This is a genomic window from Enterobacter cloacae complex sp. ECL411 (genome assembly GCF_021869665.1).
Lineage (GTDB): Bacteria > Pseudomonadota > Gammaproteobacteria > Enterobacterales > Enterobacteriaceae > Enterobacter > Enterobacter intestinihominis.
Window position 1 is genome coordinate 604,428 of sequence record NZ_CP091486.1, and the last position, 16,095, is coordinate 620,522.

At 56.2% G+C, this 16,095-nt stretch carries 14 protein-coding genes; 2 read left to right on the forward strand and 12 right to left on the reverse strand.

The window, feature by feature from the left end; genetic code table 11:
* Both L3069_RS02925 and L3069_RS02930 read right to left on the reverse strand, forming a co-directional pair.
* On the reverse strand, positions 1-654 hold the full coding sequence (locus L3069_RS02925) for a LysE family translocator (RefSeq protein ID WP_022646942.1): 654 nt from the start codon (positions 652-654) through the stop codon (positions 1-3).
* Positions 655-702: 48 nt separating this feature from the next.
* Positions 703-1,446, reverse strand: a complete 744-nt coding sequence (locus L3069_RS02930) for an AraC family transcriptional regulator (RefSeq protein ID WP_038415238.1) — start codon at positions 1,444-1,446, stop codon at positions 703-705.
* A 150-nt stretch (positions 1,447-1,596) separates the two neighbouring features.
* On the opposite strand from L3069_RS02930, the gene L3069_RS02935 reads away from it, so the two are divergent.
* Positions 1,597-2,967, forward strand: a complete 1,371-nt coding sequence (locus L3069_RS02935; protein ID WP_023305391.1) for an NAD-dependent succinate-semialdehyde dehydrogenase — start codon at positions 1,597-1,599, stop codon at positions 2,965-2,967.
* Positions 2,968-3,147: 180 nt separating this feature from the next.
* Here L3069_RS02935 and L3069_RS02940 read toward each other — a convergent pair whose 3' ends face one another.
* Complete coding sequence (locus L3069_RS02940; protein WP_023299248.1) at positions 3,148-3,693, reverse strand: YfaZ family outer membrane protein; 546 nt, start codon at positions 3,691-3,693, stop codon at positions 3,148-3,150.
* Positions 3,694-4,102: 409 nt separating this feature from the next.
* Here L3069_RS02940 and L3069_RS02945 point away from each other — a divergent pair, with 409 nt between their 5' ends.
* Entirely contained in the window at positions 4,103-5,461 is a 1,359-nt protein-coding gene (locus tag L3069_RS02945; protein WP_038415241.1) for an esterase-like activity of phytase family protein, read from the forward strand.
* 84 nt (positions 5,462-5,545) lie between these two features.
* Here L3069_RS02945 and L3069_RS02950 read toward each other — a convergent pair whose 3' ends face one another.
* The 9 genes from L3069_RS02950 to hpaX form a co-directional block, all read right to left on the reverse strand.
* Complete coding sequence (locus tag L3069_RS02950) at positions 5,546-7,393, reverse strand: 3'-5' exonuclease (RefSeq protein WP_038415242.1); 1,848 nt, start codon at positions 7,391-7,393, stop codon at positions 5,546-5,548.
* Between the two features lie 186 nt (positions 7,394-7,579).
* Positions 7,580-8,533 (reverse strand): GTPase, encoded by a 954-nt coding sequence (gene yjiA, locus L3069_RS02955; protein WP_038415244.1) that lies wholly within the window; start codon positions 8,531-8,533, stop codon positions 7,580-7,582.
* A 10-nt stretch (positions 8,534-8,543) separates the two neighbouring features.
* The gene (locus tag L3069_RS02960; protein ID WP_003856610.1) at positions 8,544-8,747 is read right to left on the reverse strand and encodes a YbdD/YjiX family protein; all 204 of its coding nucleotides are present in this window, start codon (positions 8,745-8,747) and stop codon (positions 8,544-8,546) included.
* A 96-nt stretch (positions 8,748-8,843) separates the two neighbouring features.
* Positions 8,844-10,997: a carbon starvation CstA family protein gene (locus tag L3069_RS02965; protein ID WP_022646950.1), complete on the reverse strand. Its 2,154-nt coding sequence runs from the start codon at positions 10,995-10,997 to the stop codon at positions 8,844-8,846.
* Between the two features lie 219 nt (positions 10,998-11,216).
* Positions 11,217-11,474: an HTH domain-containing protein gene (locus L3069_RS02970; RefSeq protein WP_022646951.1), complete on the reverse strand. Its 258-nt coding sequence runs from the start codon at positions 11,472-11,474 to the stop codon at positions 11,217-11,219.
* 120 nt (positions 11,475-11,594) lie between these two features.
* Positions 11,595-12,104, reverse strand: coding sequence for a 4-hydroxyphenylacetate 3-monooxygenase reductase subunit (locus tag L3069_RS02975; protein ID WP_038415246.1), 510 nt, complete (start codon positions 12,102-12,104; stop codon positions 11,595-11,597).
* Positions 12,105-12,121: 17 nt separating this feature from the next.
* Entirely contained in the window at positions 12,122-13,684 is a 1,563-nt protein-coding gene (gene hpaB / locus L3069_RS02980; RefSeq protein ID WP_038415248.1) for a 4-hydroxyphenylacetate 3-monooxygenase, oxygenase component, read from the reverse strand.
* 195 nt (positions 13,685-13,879) lie between these two features.
* Positions 13,880-14,770, reverse strand: coding sequence for a 4-hydroxyphenylacetate catabolism regulatory protein HpaA (gene hpaA, locus L3069_RS02985; RefSeq protein ID WP_022646953.1), 891 nt, complete (start codon positions 14,768-14,770; stop codon positions 13,880-13,882).
* Positions 14,742-16,088 carry a 4-hydroxyphenylacetate permease gene (gene hpaX / locus L3069_RS02990; protein ID WP_032625355.1) on the reverse strand — a complete coding sequence of 449 codons (1,347 nt, stop codon included), beginning with the start codon at positions 16,086-16,088 and terminating at the stop codon, positions 14,742-14,744. The genes hpaA and hpaX overlap by 29 nt, the downstream gene beginning before the upstream one ends.
* Positions 16,089-16,095 lie beyond the last annotated feature (7 nt).

Below are 16,095 nucleotides of genomic sequence, written 5' to 3' on the forward strand. Positions count from 1 at the left end.
TTAAGGATAGAGGGATACGGGGGAAAAGTGCAAAAACCGCCACAGCACCCACCCACCAAACCCCATCAATACCACCCCCGCCGTGCGCTCTATCAGCCAGAGCGAACGGCTGAGCTTTCGCTGAACCGCCGGTAACCCCATCAGCGACACCAGCGCAAAATCCCATACCAGTACTACCATCACCATCCAGACGCCGCAGGTCGCCTGCTGAAGCAGCGTGACGTCCGGCCCGAGTAACGCCGTCATCAGCGCCAGGTAGAACAACGCGTTTTTGGGATTCAACAGCGCCGAACCCAGCCCCAGCAGGATCTGCTTACGTAGCGAGGGGCAGCGCTCATGTGTTTCATTTAGCGCCAGCGTCTGCGGTCGGCTGCGTACAAGATGCGAGCCGATCCAGAGCAAATACAGTGCGCCGGATAATTCAATCAACGTGAACAGCCACGCGAACTGACGCAGCGCGCTCCATCCCATAATGACCAGCAAAATGTAAAGCCCGTTTCCTGCCGCTATCCCGATGCACAATCCGGCGCTGCCGCGCAGTCGGTAGCGGGCGGCGTAGCCCATCAGCAGGAAGAAATCCGGGCCCGGGCTTAACAGGGCAACAAAATGCGCCAGCGCCAGGGCGAGAAAAGCGGAAGGGAAGAACAGTTCCATAGCGACCTCAGAATGCAAAACTGGGGCCAGAGTACGAAAACACAGAACCTATTTATTGTCTGATATTGATCGGCCCGTAGCGTACTGGCGCGGTGTGGCGGCGGTGTAGCGCACAAAGGTCTTATGAAAATGGCTCTGGTCGGCAAACCCGCTCTGGTAGCCGACATCGGCGATATCATCCCCGGCACGCAGCCGCGCTTTGGCGTACTCTACGCGGGAGATATTGAGGAAGCTGCCAGGCGTCAGGCCCGTGTCCTTCTTGAAGGTACGGATCAGCGTCTCCTTTCGCAGCGAGAATCGTTGCGCAAGTGCGTCGAGGGAAGGCGGGCTGGAAAGACTGGAAAGAAATGCCTGCTGAACCTGCTGGCTGGTTGATCCAGGCTTTTCTGCCTCATCCATGCAATGGGGAAGGGCAGCAAGCAGCCTGTCCACGGACGCAGGGGACATCCTCTCAACAACTTCCCGGTAATACATAAACAGCGTAGCGTTGCTAATCACCTGAACCGCAAGGGGAAGGTCCGTATCGATATAAAGCATATGATAACTACGCGGCTGCCCGGCAACAGGGTTGCAGCTGTGTGGGACATAAGCCGGGATCACAATCAGGTCCCCGGGCTGGAGGATGTATTCTCTGCCATTACACACGCAGCATGTCTGGCCTTCCACAATTGCGCCGATGGAGAGCTGAGGGTGGCAATGGCGTTTGTACGCCTGCATGCTCTGCCACGTGCTGCGTAGTTCAAGGCCCGAGGCGCGGTGAAAGGTCTGACGGATGTGGCGGGTATCGGTCATATCAACTCCTTATGAAGGTTTTTTATACCACGCCAGCCACGGTATGGCATCGCTTTACTCAGAACCTTCCGGATATACCCAACTTTACGTCCATAGCCAGTCATGTTGACTACCCTTAATACCCTAAGCGGTAAAACATGGAGATTCGATATGGCTTATCAGACAGTAAATCCTGCCACTAACCAGCTCATCAAAGAATATCCCTCCCACACTGACGCAGATGTTGAAGCGGCGCTGAAGGCAGCCGATGCGCTCTATCACTCCGACTGGGCGAAAGGCGACATAAGCCAGCGCCTGCCGGTACTGCATAAGCTGGCGGACCTGATCGACGAACGCGTGGAGGAGCTGGCGAAAATCGCCAGCCAGGAGATGGGTAAGCTCATCGAACAGAGCCGCGGCGAGGTGAAGCTGTGCGCGCAAATCGCCCGCTACTATGCGGACAACGCGAAGCAGTTCCTGGCCCCGGTGAAGTATGACTCTGAACTCGGGGAAGCATGGGTTGAACATCACCCCATCGGCGTGCTGATGGCCGTCGAACCATGGAACTTCCCGTACTATCAGCTGATGCGCGTTCTGGCGCCAAACCTGGCGGCGGGTAACCCTGTCATCGCTAAACACGCCAGCATTGTGCCGCACTGTGCGGAAACCTTCGCCCATCTGGTGCGTGAGGCGGGCGCGCCGGAAGGGGCGTGGACCAACCTGTTTATCTCGTCCGATCAGGTGGCGAACATCATCGCTGACGATCGCGTACAGGGCGCGGCGCTAACCGGTTCAGAAAAAGCGGGCAGCGTGGTAGCGGCCCAGGCAGCGAAGCACATTAAGAAATCCACGCTGGAGCTTGGCGGTAACGACGTATTCGTGGTGCTCGACGATGCGGACCTGGATAAAGCGGTGAAGATCGGCGTTAACGCACGGCTCAACAACGCCGGGCAGGTCTGTACCGCGGCGAAGCGCTTTATCCTGCATGAAAAGATTGCCGATGCCTTCCTGAGCAAATTCACCGAGGCATTTAAGCAGGTGAAGATTGGCGATCCGCTGGACGAAAGCACCACGCTGGGGCCGCTGTCCTCTAAAGACGCGCTCGACACGTTGACCAAACAGGTTAACGAGGCGGTGAAAAACGGCGCTACGCTGCACTATGGCGGCAAACCTGTGCAGCGAGACGGGAGCTTCTTTGAGCCGACCATCCTGACCAACATCTCACGCGACAACCCGGCGTACTTCGAAGAGTTCTTTGGCCCGGTAGCGCAGATTTACGTGGTGAAAAACGACGACGAGGCGGTCGCGCTGGCGAACGACTCCCACTACGGCCTGGGCGGAGCGGTGTTCAGCCAGGATATTGAGCGCGCGAAGAAGATGGCATCGCGTATTGAGACCGGGATGGTGTACATCAACTGGCTCACCGATACGGCGGCAGAACTGCCGTTCGGCGGCGTAAAACGTTCGGGTTACGGACGCGAGCTGTCGGACCTGGGGATCAAAGAGTTTGTGAACCAGAAGCTGGTGGTCGTTCGCAAGTAATGTCGGACATAAAAAAACCTGCCATCCGGCAGGTTTTTTTTTATTAACAGTCTCATCGCCTTTTTTGCCGTGTGGCGCTGCGCTTACCCGGCCTACAAGGTGCAATAATATTCATAAATTGCACCCTTCATTGTAGGCCCGTGCAAGCGTAGCGCCGCCGGGCGAAACGGGCAAACAGGCTTAGAAGGACACGCCACCGCCAACATATGCGCCGTCAATCAGCGTGTGGTTAGGACGACCGTCTTTACCATCAACGCTCACGTGACGATAACCCACCTTCAGCGTCACCGGCTTCACTGGCGTCCAGCTTACGCCACCGTTCGCTTCAACGTAGTTTTTCACGCTGTTGTTCAGGCCGTCTGGCGCAACGTAGCCTTCACCGAATACCCTGATGCTGTCGGTCAGGGCAACGTTCACACCGCCGCCGACCGGGAACGCCACGCCGTTATCGCCTTTTTTCGGGCCAACGTAGAGGGCCTTAGCGCCTGCGTTCAGCATCACCGGGCCGACTTCAAAGTTGTAGCCTGCACCTACGCCACCGGTTGTGGTGCCGTCATCGGTGTTTTTCAGCCAGCTACCTTCGGTGTACAGACCGGAGGTTGATTTCCCCATTTCCACATTCAGGTTGGTAAAGTTTTTACCCTGCTCAATGCTGCCGCCCATGGCCAGTGCGGAGCCCGATACGGCAGTCAGAGCGGAAAGAAGGAGAACGTTGAGCTTTTTCATGAGTTTTTCCTCGTCATCAAATTAATCTGAGGGCACCTTAACAAGAGCTGTTTATCTCTGCAAATGCGATGCTTGTCACGTTTTTATGCTGATTTTGTTTGGTTTTTGAATTTTAAATGTTGTTCGAATGTTGATCCGGCAAGGAGTCAATACGTAATGCATTCGCGTTTAGGAAGGGTTCAGGATTCTCATTAAACGTACGCTGAACGGGTCGGAAAAATTAGTTCAGGATGAATTAATTGAGTTTCTAATAATTTCCAAAAGTGTTTCAGTTGTCACAGATAAAGACACAGGTTTACATTTCTGGAGGTGGCTATACGCCCCGTCGTGCCGAACCGCTTTCACCATGTCATTTTTCTGACACGTTTCTTCATTACGTTGTTGGCTTCACTTACTGGGTGCTAACACTATGAAAAGAAAAATCATTCCTGTGCTAATTGGTTGTGCGCTCTCTTTCTCTGGCCTGGCGGCACAGCCAACCGCGGAGCGTTACGTCGTCAGTTTTCCCGAAGGCGCGCATGTCAAATACAGCGGTGCGTTTGCCAGCGCGTTTCCGAACGGGCTGCCTGTGGGGATTGGCTCTGGCCTGCTGTTTATGGGCAAGCAGGGCGACGCCTTGACGTTTATGACCGTGACCGATCGCGGTCCTAACGCGGATTCGCCAAAAATGGGGAAAAATGACGCTAAAATCTTTGTTACCCCGGATTTCGCCCCGCAGCTAATGACGATCCGCGTGCAAAACGGTAAAGCGGAGGCCGTGGACGCGCGTCCTTTGCATGACGATAAAGGCGAAATCAACGGTCTGCCGCTGCAAAGTGGCGTGATTGGTTCCACCAATGAAATCGCGCTAAGCGACACCTTAAAAGTGCTGAAAGGCGATAACCGCGGGCTGGATACGGAAGGCATCACGCCGGACGGGAAGGGCGGCTACTGGCTGTGCGATGAGTATGGCCCGTTCCTGATTAATATTGACAGTAAAGGGAAAATCCTCGCGATCCACGGCCCACAGGCGGCGGAAGGGGAGAAATCCATCGCGGGCGGTCTGCCAAATGTTATCAAATGGCGCCAGGCAAACCGGGGATTTGAAGGCCTGACCCGCATGCCGGACGGACGTATTATCGCCGCTGTCCAGAGTACGTTGGATATCGACGGGAAGAGCAAAAAGCAGGCGCTGTTTACGCGACTGGTCAGCTTCGATCCGGCGACCGGAAAAACCGCGATGCACGGCTACCCTATCGACAGCGCGGCCTACAGCAAAAACAGCGACGCCAAAATCGGCGATATCGTGGCGCTGGATAACCACACTATCCTGCTGATTGAACAGGGCGAAGATAAAAACGACGCAATGCGTAACCTCATCTACAGGGTGGATCTGAGCAAGGCGAGCGATCTGGCCGCCTTCGACAAGCCGGGCGAATACCCGGAATTTGACGATGAGAAAACGCTGGCGCAGCGCGGCATTACACTTGCGGAAAAAACGCAGGTGGTCGATCTGCGTGCGCTGGGCTGGCAGCAGGAAAAGGCCGAAGGGCTGGCGCTGATTGACGACAAAACGCTGGCGGTGGCGAACGATAATGACTTTGGCGTGAAGGTGGCGATGCACAACCCGGCCGAGGGCAAGAAGCTCAAGGATTATCGGGTGAACGCGGAAGGCAAGCTGACGCTGGATGACAAAGCGGTTGAAACTACCCTCAGCGTCAAGCCGCTGAAGAAGCCGGATTCCGACAGCGAGCTGTGGATTGTGACGCTGCCGGAGGCGTTGAAATAATATTGGACTTTACCCCTCACCCTGGCCCTCTCCCCACAGGGGAGAGGGGATTGTTCGGTGCAGATACTTTTCAACGCGGAATAGTTAGATCGACTTAACGCTCTTTTCCCAGGTCTCGACCAGATGATCTCGCAGGCTTCCGGTTCCGTGCATTGTCACCAGAAGATTCTGTCGTGCGCGGGTAATGCCGACGTAAAGGCGCTTGATATCGTCACTCAGATCTTCACTGTCCCTTTCCTTTGCCGCATCCATAATGGCGACCGAATTAAACTCAAGCCCCTTGCTGCTGGGCAGCGGCATGACGCAGAGGTAATCATTCTGCGGGGACCAGTGCTTTTTATCATCGCTGGAGACAATCATCTGGTATGGGATCTTGCGGGCTTCAAGCCTTGGCGCGAGCATGCCTGAAATGCTGTAGGTTGAGGGGCACAGTATAGCGATTTCTGACCACGCAACACCTTCCTGTCGCTGCTCTGTGACCCAATCGAGGACGCGCGTAATCTCCTCGTCCTGATTATCAAAGCTGGCCAGCGCGGGATACTTCCCGGACAGGCCACCTGCGGCAGGCTGCTGGTATTTGAGAGAAGCTTCTATGTGATTATTGAGATAATTAAATGCTACGCTGCTGGCAAAATGGAGTATTTGCCGGGTGTTGCGATAATTGGTATCCAAAATAGTTGTACGGCCCTGAGCCTTTATATCGACGCTGGACAGGGTAAAATCGAGAGCTTTCTTTTTCTGATAAATTGACTGAGCGTCATCGTACAGAAACAGCAGGGAGCTATCTTTATTGTCCGGCATTTTGGCGAGGATTCTTAGCCATTCCGGTTTAAAATCGTGTCCTTCATCTATCAAAACGGCGCTGTACTGCTCCGGTTTGATTGCTCCCTCTTCAAATGCCACCGTCAGCGCATTCTCCATCAGCTCAATAAAGTTTTTGCTCCTGGGGGGAAGACGCCGATGCGCGTTTAATTGCTGATAACACCAGGCGTGGAAATGGATAACTTCGACGGGAAGTCTGAGGCTATGCTGTTCGAGCTGCGCTTTGAGTTTTTTAGCCAGCGTAATGTTGTAGCAAATCACCAGTATCGGTTTGGTGTTTTCAATGTTGTTGGCAAGCTCAATACATCGGTGGTGCAAAATGAGCGTTTTGCCCGAACCTGCCACGCCATGAATTACCCTGTGTCCCGCCCCCATACTTCTGGCGAGTTGTTCCTGGTTCCTGTCCATCATGCATACCACATCAGGGGTGTGGAAAGTAAAATTATCCAGGTCAACCCGCGTAACGGATGGGTTAATGCGGACATCGGGATAAAGATGCCACCGGATGCGGTCGAGCTGCTGTGGTGTTGTGTTATGAACAAAGTGATGTTTGAGAAGGGATTCGAGCCGGCCAGAGATTTGTTCTCGAGTCATAAACTCGTTGAGTTCGTCTTTGCATATCACCTGGCTGGCGGGCAATATTTCATTCAACTCCTCAGGTGTAAAACTCTTTTCCAGCTGTGCCCGAGTGATGTTGCTCAAATAAACACCGTATCCATACGGCATAATAAAACCGCCCTCATGCTCTCCCTGTTTCTGGCGAAGCAGGGGATCTTTTTTCAGGCTATTGATGATATGAAAGGTATATTGTCGAACTTGTTCGAGTGGGTTCTTCAACGGCTCTATGCCGTTTTTGGTTTCATAATTAATATGGGTTTTATTAGCCGATTTTATTTTTGTGATATACCAGTCTTTCACTTCTATAAACAGCAGCCCTTTATCGGGGGCCAGAATCACAAAATCAGGATGATCGTCTTTGTCTCCCATTCGGATATCATACCAGCAGGTACATTGTTCGCTGAGCCCACCCTCCAGAAGCCTTGCCAGTCTTTTTTCTCCTGCCGTAATTTTCTCGCTACAGCTGCTAACCGTGGGAATAATGATTGCCATATTACGCCTACCAATTCATGAAAATTATATAAATCCAATTAATTAATATTGTAACCAATATTAATCAAAGCATGATTTCATTCATGATAAGAACATTAACAGACAATATTGCAAACAGAAAGGGCGAAACCCGCATTTTGCCTTAATGAAATACGCCCCCTTTACTGTTTAAAAGGGAGCGACGATTTACTTTTTCAGTCCCGCAAACGCTGCCCGAATTTCCTCTTCCGGCAGCTGTATTCCAATAAACACCATCACGCTGTGCGGCGGTTCATCGCCCCACGGACGATCCCAGTCGGCGCTGTACAGGCGCTGAACGCCCTGGAACAGCAGGCGGTTCGGCTCGCCGTCGATCCACAGCATTCCTTTATAGCGCAGCAGCTTGTCGGCAAACGACAGCAGCAGGTTCTCCATCACGCGCGAGACCTCGCTGATGTCCACCGGGTAGTCCAGCTCCACCACAATCGACGCTACGTCGTTTTGCTTGTCTGCCATAAAGTGGAAGCGCGGTTTCGCGGTGACGTTCTCCTCCAGCATAAAGCCGTTGGTGTTGAACAGCTGAGACAGGTCGATATCGCCGTGCGTCACGGTATAAATGGGTGCGCGCGAGTTGATGCGCGTCAGGCGCTCACGCAGTTTTTCGCTTTCACCCGCCACGTCGGTTTTGGTCAGCAGAATGCGGTCGGCGTAGCCAATCTGAGACTGGGCGATGGTGAACTGGTTCATCTGCTCGTCGGCGTGTACCGCATCCACCAGCGCGACGACGCCGTCCAGCAGGTAGCGCTGGCACAGAATATCGTGGGAGAAAAAGGTCTGAATAATCGGGCCGGGATCGGCCATGCCGGTGCACTCGATCACCAGACGGTCGAAGACGATGTCACCGCGATCGCGGCTGTCGAGCAGGTCCAGCAGGGCGTCTTCTAATTCACTGGAGCGGGTGCAGCAGATGCAGCCGTTGGTCAGGGTTTTGATCTGCGTGGCGCGGTCGCCAATCAGCTGATCGTCAACGGAGACTTCGCCAAATTCGTTTTCAATGACGGCGATTTTGAAGCCGTGCTGTTCATTCAGGATGTGGCGCAGCAGGGTGGTTTTACCGGCGCCGAGAAAACCGGTCAGAAGTGTAACGGCAATCGGGGTCATGGTTTCTCCTTTAGCAGCAGCGGACGCCGCCTTCTCCACTTCCGCCGTAGCGCGCTTCCTGACGCTCGCGGAAGAATTCAGTGTAGGTCATGTACGGCTTATCCGGATGGTTGGTCTTCATATGCTCAACGTAGTTGTCATAGTCCGGAATGCCAATCAGCATTTTCGCCGCCTGACCGAGGTATTTTTTTGCTTCGCCTAAGTTACCAAACATAACGTGTCCTGATAAGAAAAAGCCCGGTGGCGCTACGCTTACCGGGCCTACAGTAACGTTGTAGGGCGGGTCAGCGCAGCGCCACCCGCCATTTTATTAATGGTGTGAAGACGTCTTCACGCCGCCTTCCGGCACCGGCACGTACGGGGTTTCTTTGTCCGTACGGCCATCGGCATTACGCACTTTCATCCAGGTTTTAATGCCGTAGAAGATAATGCTGTACACCACCACCAGGAACAGAATGCTCAGACCCGCGTTGGTGTAGTTGTTCACCACGATATGGTTCATGTTGGCAATCTGCTGCGCAGTCAGATCCGCGCCGCCTGCGGCAATCTTCTCTTTGTACTGGTTAGCCATGAAGAAGAAGCCTTCCAGCTGCGGGTTGGTGCTGAACAGTTTCAGACCCAGCGCCCAGGTAGTGCAGAGCAGCAGCCACAGCGCAGGCACCACGGTTACCCAGATGTATTTGGTGCGTTTCATCTTCACCAGGACAACGGTGCCCAGCACCAGGGCCACAGCCGCCAGCATCTGGTTAGAGATGCCGAACAGCGGCCACAGGCTCTTCACGCCGCCCAGCGGGTCTACAACGCCCTGATACAGCAGGTAACCCCACAGACCTACGCAGCCCGCAGTACCCAGAACACCTGCTACCAGAGAGTCGGTTTTCTTCAGGAACGGCACAAAGTTACCCAGCAGATCCTGCAACATGAAGCGGCCTGCACGCGTACCGGCATCCAGCGCGGTGAGGATGAACAGCGCTTCAAACAGGATACCGAAGTGGTACCAGAAGCCCATGTCCGCCCACGGCAGCACTTTGTGGAACACGTGTGCGATACCCACCGCCAGCGTCGGTGCGCCACCTGCGCGGTTCAGCACGGATGGTTCGCCGATGTCTTTCGCGGTCTGCATAATCTGCTCAGGCGAAATCACGAAGCCCCAGGAGCTGACGGTCGCCGCCGCGTGTGCGCTGGCGTCTTTCAGCTGCGCCATAATCAGCGCGGTATTTTCGCCGCCCATCTCATGCAGGTTTGGCATGGTGATGCCGAGACCCGCTGGTGGGGTGTTCATCGCGAAGTACAGGCCAGGCTCGATAATCGACGCCGCTACCAGCGCCATGATCGCCACGAAGGATTCCATCAGCATCGCGCCGTAACCGATGAAGCGCGCGTCGGTTTCGTTGGCCATCAGCTTCGGCGTGGTGCCGGAGGCGATCAGCGCGTGGAAGCCAGACACGGCACCACAGGCAATGGTGATAAACAGGAACGGGAACAGGGCGCCTTTCCACAGCGGACCGGTACCGTCAATGTACTGCGTCACCGCCGGCATTTTCAGCTCCGGGTTGATGATCACAATCCCGATTGCCAGCCCGACGATCACGCCGATTTTCAGGAAGGTCGCCAGGTAGTCACGCGGAGCCAGAATCAGCCACACCGGCAGCAGCGCTGAGATGAACGCGTAACCGATCAGCGCGAAGGTGATGGTGGTGTCTTTAAAGGTCAGCGCCGGGCCCCAGTACGGGTCGTGGGCAATCACGCCGCCGAAGTAGATGGAGGCGACCAGCAGCACGATACCGATGACCGACACCTCGCCAACGCGGCCAGGGCGCAGGAAGCGCATGTAGATGCCCATGAACAGCGCAATCGGCACGGTAGAGCAGACGGTGAAGACGCCCCACGGACTTTCGGCCAGCGCTTTCACCACGATCAGGGCCAGCACTGCCAGGATGATGATCATGATCAGGAAGCAGCCGAAGAGGGCGATCGTGCCCGGCACGCGGCCCATCTCCTCTTTGATCATCTCGCCCAGCGACGAACCATTACGGCGCGAGGAGATAAACAGCACCATAAAGTCCTGCACCGCTCCCGCCAGCACCACGCCCGCGAGCAGCCAGAGCGTACCCGGCAGGTAGCCCATCTGCGCAGCCAGCACTGGACCGACCAGCGGACCCGCGCCTGCAATGGCGGCGAAGTGGTGACCAAACAGCACGTAACGGTTGGTTGGCACATAGTTCAGGCCGTCATTGTTAATGACCGCCGGGGTGGCGCGCGTCGGGTCGAGCTTCATGACCTTCTGCGCGATGTACAAGCTGTAGTAGCGATAAGCCACAAGATAGACGGAAACCGACGCGACCACGATCCACAGGGCGCTGACGTGCTCGCCCCGGCGTAATGCGACAACCGCCAGACAGAAAGCGCCGATGATCCCGAGGATGGCCCAGGGCACGTGCTTAAGTAGTTTTTTAGTATCCATAGTAAGACCTGGTTTTTTATGTAAAGAAAAAAGGGTCAGGGTTCGTTGTGAGGAGGTATTGATTAATGCTGGAGCGATCGTGCCAGATCCTCGCGCGTGTAAAGCACGGTAAATGGGTGAGTGGTTGAAAGCGATGCGTGAGCGGTCAAAAGCGAGGGTGAGTGGTTAAGGCTCACCCCCGGCGGGAGAAAATATGTGATTGAGATCACTGAGAATAATCTAGCCCTGCGGGGTTTCGTCGTTCGCATCAGGGCATTGCGTGCAGCGGCAGGGCTGATATGCGGGCAGCAGCTGATAGCGTCCTTTGCCGTCGTGTTCGATAATTGGGGAAAGGGCCTGTAGATCGCGGTACACCGTACGTTCGGTAATGCCAAATTTTTGCATCAGATCGCGGCGATTAACGCTTCCGTTGCGGTGCAGAGCAATAATGATGTCAACCAGACGCTCAGCCGAGCGGCTTCGGGGTGAAGGGGCCATAAGACTTTCCAGCGTTAAGGGGGCGGCTGACGACGTCGTCAGCCGCCCCGAAAAATTTATCTTATGGATAGTTAACGGCGCACCTTTGCGGAAACCTTAGCGTTTTTTTGTGCAACGGGATCAAACCGCGGCTTCCATCTCCATCATCACCGGGTGGAAACGGCGTTTGAAGTAGATCAGGCCGTGCCCCTCGCTGCTGAGGATGATGTTCTTAATCTCCACCAGGTAGACCAGATGGGTGCCGATGGTTTGCACCTGGGTTATCTCACCTTCCAGGCTTGCCAGGGCGCCTTTCAGCACCGGCTGCGCCAGCGGTCCTTTCTGCCAGCAGGAGAGAGCAAAGCGCTCCTCCATGGCCATGCTGGTCATCCCGGCAAAGTGGCGGGCCATGATCTCCTGCTCGTGGTTCAGCACGTTGACGCACAGTTTGCCGTTGCCCTGGAAGACCGGGTTCATGGCGCTGTTGGCGTTGATGCAGACCATGACCGAGGGCGGGGTATCCGTGACCGAACAGACGGCGGTGGCAGTAATGCCGCAGCGGCCCGCATCGCCCTCGGTGGTGACCACATTCACCGCCGCCGACAGGCTGGCCATCGCGTCGCGAAAACGCAGGCGTTCTTCAGATTGCATTGAAACCTCCCGCTGCGTTATTTCAGCAGCTTATCCAGGATGTTGATATCAGTGTTGTTGTGCAGGTGCGGTACGGTCCAGCCGTGCTGGTCGTACTCGGACATGCAGCGGTCAACCATCGCCATCATCTTGTCCATGTTGCCGGAGCTTTGCGCCTGACGCAGGCATTGCAGGCGGATCTCATCCTGGCTACCGGAGTAGTTGATTTCGTACAGCTCGTGACGTCCGCCAAACTCGCTACCGATGGCATCCCACATCAGTTTCAGAATCTTGATGCGTTCGACGTGATCCATCCCGTTGGAGCCGCGCACATACTTCGCCAGATACTGGTCGATCTGCGGGTTGTTCAGGTCCCGCGCGCTGGACGGCAGGTAGATCAGCCCGGAGGTCACGTTGCGTTCGATGATGTTCTTGATTTTCGCGTAGGCCATTGGCGCCATCACGCGGTAGGTCTGTAACGCCGCGTGGTCAGGCAAGTACGCGCCGTTTACCCACGGCGTGGCTTCGGAGCACATGGAGTCGCTCAGCGCCCAGAACATGTTGCGCCACGCCACCACTTCGCCGAGATCCGCCTGCACGCCGCGGAACTCGAGGGTGCCGGTACACTCCAGCGATTTCTTCAGCAGAGCGGTGATGAAGTCGAGCTTCACCGCCAGACGCACGCAGGCCTGAAGCGGGTACATGCGGGCGAAGCCACCTTCCATCGTCCAGCGACGGCAGCGGTCGAAATCGCGGTAGATCAGCACGTTTTCCCACGGGATCAGCACATGATCCATCACCAGAATGGCGTCGTTCTCGTCAAAGCGGCTGGAGAGCGGGTAGTCGTACGGGGAACCGGTCGCCCCTGCCACCATCTCGTAAGAGGCGCGGGAGATCAGCTTCACCCCTTCGGCATCCATCGGCGCGACGAACATTAGCGCGAAGTCCGGGTTTTCGCCCATCACCTGCGCAGAGCCAAAACCAATCATGTTGTAGTGGGTCAGCGCCGAGTTGGTGGCCACCACTTTCGCGCCGCTGACGATGATCCCGGCATCGGTCTCTTTCTCCAGCTTGATGTAAACGTCTTTCACCTCGTCCGCCGGTTTATGGCGGTCGATAGGCGGGTTGACGATGGCGTGGTTAAAGTACAGGCCGGTTTCCTGAATACGGGTGTACCAGTTGCGGGCGTTCTGCTCGAACTGACCGTAGAAGGCAGGGTTCGCCCCCAGCGCGCAGCCGAACGCGGCTTTGTAGTCTGGCGTGCGGCCCATCCAGCCGTAGCTCAGGCGCGACCACTCGGCGATGGCGTCGCGCTGCTGGCGCAGATCGTCGGCGCTTTTCGCCACACGGAAGAATTTATGGGTGTAGCCGCCGCTGCCGGTGTCGGTGCCCCAGCAGAGGGTATCCTGCATGTCTGGCTTGTGCAGGGCATCGTACATCTGGGCGATGGACGCCGCCGCATTGCGAAATGCCGGGTGGGTAGTGACGTCCTTAACGCGCTCGCCGTAGATATAAATCTCACGGCCATCTTGCAGGCTTTTTAAATACTCTTCACCGGTTAACGGACGTTTGGCATCAGCGCGGAAATCTTCAGGCTTCATAGGGACCTCGTATCGGAAGATGGTTGTTAAATTTATGTTTTGTTTTTGTTGTTTAATTGAAGCGTGAGAGGGGCGGAACGTGAAGGGACGATTGGGACAACGGCAGGTACTTTTCGGGTGGGATGTTGTTTTGTGATCTGTGCGGCTTTTCGGCGGGTGGCGCTGCGCGTACCCGTCCTACGAACCGTGATGCGTTCAGGAAACCGGTACTTTCTGCGCCCGGTATGCGCTGGGTGAGCACCCCGTCAGTCGGTTAAAAAAACGGGCGAAATAGGCCGGATCTTTAAACCCCAGTTGCCAGGCAATTTCGCTCACTGTGCTGTCGGAAAACAGCAGCAAGCGCCTGGCTTCCCGCAGCTGGCGGTCGAAGATCAGCCGTTTCGGCGAGCGGTTGGCAAAGCGGCGGCAGATATCGGTCAGGCGGGATTCGGTAAGATGCAGTTCGCTGGCGTATTCCGGCACCGTCCAGTGCTCGTGGTAATGAGCATCTGTCAGCTGGTTAAAGCGCTGAAACAGCTTCAGCTCGCCGCGCATGCCGCCTGAAGCGTGGTCGTCGAGCTTCGCGTTGCGCAGCAGCAGGGTAAATACGGCCTGCGCCAGCAGGACCAGCGTATGCTCACGGCCCGGCAGCTGTTCCGTGGATTCCCGGGCAATGAGCTGCCAGTAATGCTTCAGCGCCGCCAGCTCGTCAGGCCTGTCGGCAAGCGACAGGCAGATCCCCGGCAGGCCGAACGCCTCCCGCGTGCCGGGGTAGAGCACTTCTAACAACGGCCAGATAAGATCCTCGCGCACCGTCAGCACATGGCCGTCGCTGTCGGATTCAGTGATAAACGCGTGCGGCACCGACGGCGGCGTCAGAACGAACAGCGGCGCCTGCACCGAGTAGCGGTGGTCGTCGAGCTGCAGCTCAATCTGCCCGGTGTCGAGAAAATGCATCTGAAAATACTGGTCGTGGCGGTGCGCCTGCATGTCGCGGCCAAAAAAGGCCGCCATGCGGGCGAACGACTGGTAGTGCACATCGTCGGTGCCCAGACTTTCGTCGTACTCCTTGCTGATATCAATGTTGGCGATAGGGCTCTGGCACATGATCGTTCCTCTTTTGAACCCGCTGCGTCATCGGAATGCGCGTCAGCACCAGCGCGCCCACTACCAGCAGACCCGCCACGAACCACAGCCCCGAGCTGAAGCTGCCGGTCGCGTCGCGCAGAATACCAATCAGCAATGGGCTGACGGCAGACCCGACGTTGCCGATGGCGTTGATCACCGCCAGCGCCACCGCGCGGGATTGCAGGCTAATCACCTGGTCCGGCGTGGTCCAGAATATCGCCATGGCGGTAAACGATCCGGTTGAGGCCATGATGATGCCAAGCAGCTGGATCAGGCTGTGATCGGTCGCCGAGGCCAGCATCCATCCCGCCGCCGCAAACAGATACGGCAGGATGGTGTGCTTTTTTCGCTCTTTCAGCCTGTCGGAGCGGCGGCTCCACCAGATCATCCCGAGGATGGTGCAAAACTGCGGGATCGCCGCCAGCAGGCCAATCACGATATTGCTGCTGCCGGTGTTGAAGCTTTGCAGGATCTGCGGCGTCCAGATGTTGATCGCGCTCAGCGTATTCGTCAGGCAGAAGTAGGCCAGCGTGTAGAGCAGTACGGCGGGCGTCAGCACCTCGCGCAGCGTCGATCGCGGCGTGGCGACGTGCGCAATGGCCAGTTCCTGCTCGCGGGCGATCATCGTTTTGAGTGCCTGCTTTTCATCATCATCCAGCCAGGTGGCCTGATCCGGGGTGTCGTTAAGGTAGAACCAGGTCACCACGCCGAGTACTACCGACGGCAGCCCCTCCAGCAGGAACAGCCACTGCCAGCCCTTCAGGTTCCACAGCCCGTCCATCGCCAGAATGTACCCGGAGAGGATCGAGCCGAGCATCATGGTCACCGGCATGGCGATCATAAACAACGCGTTGGCGCGGGCGCGGTGATACGCCGGGAACCACCAGGTGAGATAGACCAGGATCCCCGGCAGGAAACCGGCTTCGGCAATGCCCACCAGCATGCGAAGAACGTAGAGCGTTTCGGGGCTGGTGGCGAACATGGTGCAGGTAGAGGCGATGCCCCACACCACCATGATCCCGGCGATCCAGCGCCGCGCGCCGATTTTCGCCAGCATGATATTGCTGGGGATCCCGCACAGCACGTAGGTGACGTAAAACAGGGTCGCGGCCAGGCCAAACATGGTCGACGTGAGGCCCAGATCTTTGCCCATCGTCAGCCCGGCAAAGCCGATGTTGATGCGATCGAGAAACGAAAAGACAAACAGGATAAAGAGAAACACGATCAAACGACGGAACAGCTTGTTGATAACGCGATGTTCTATAGCTTTCTTATCTTGCAGGGTAGAGGTCGTCATGCTGCGC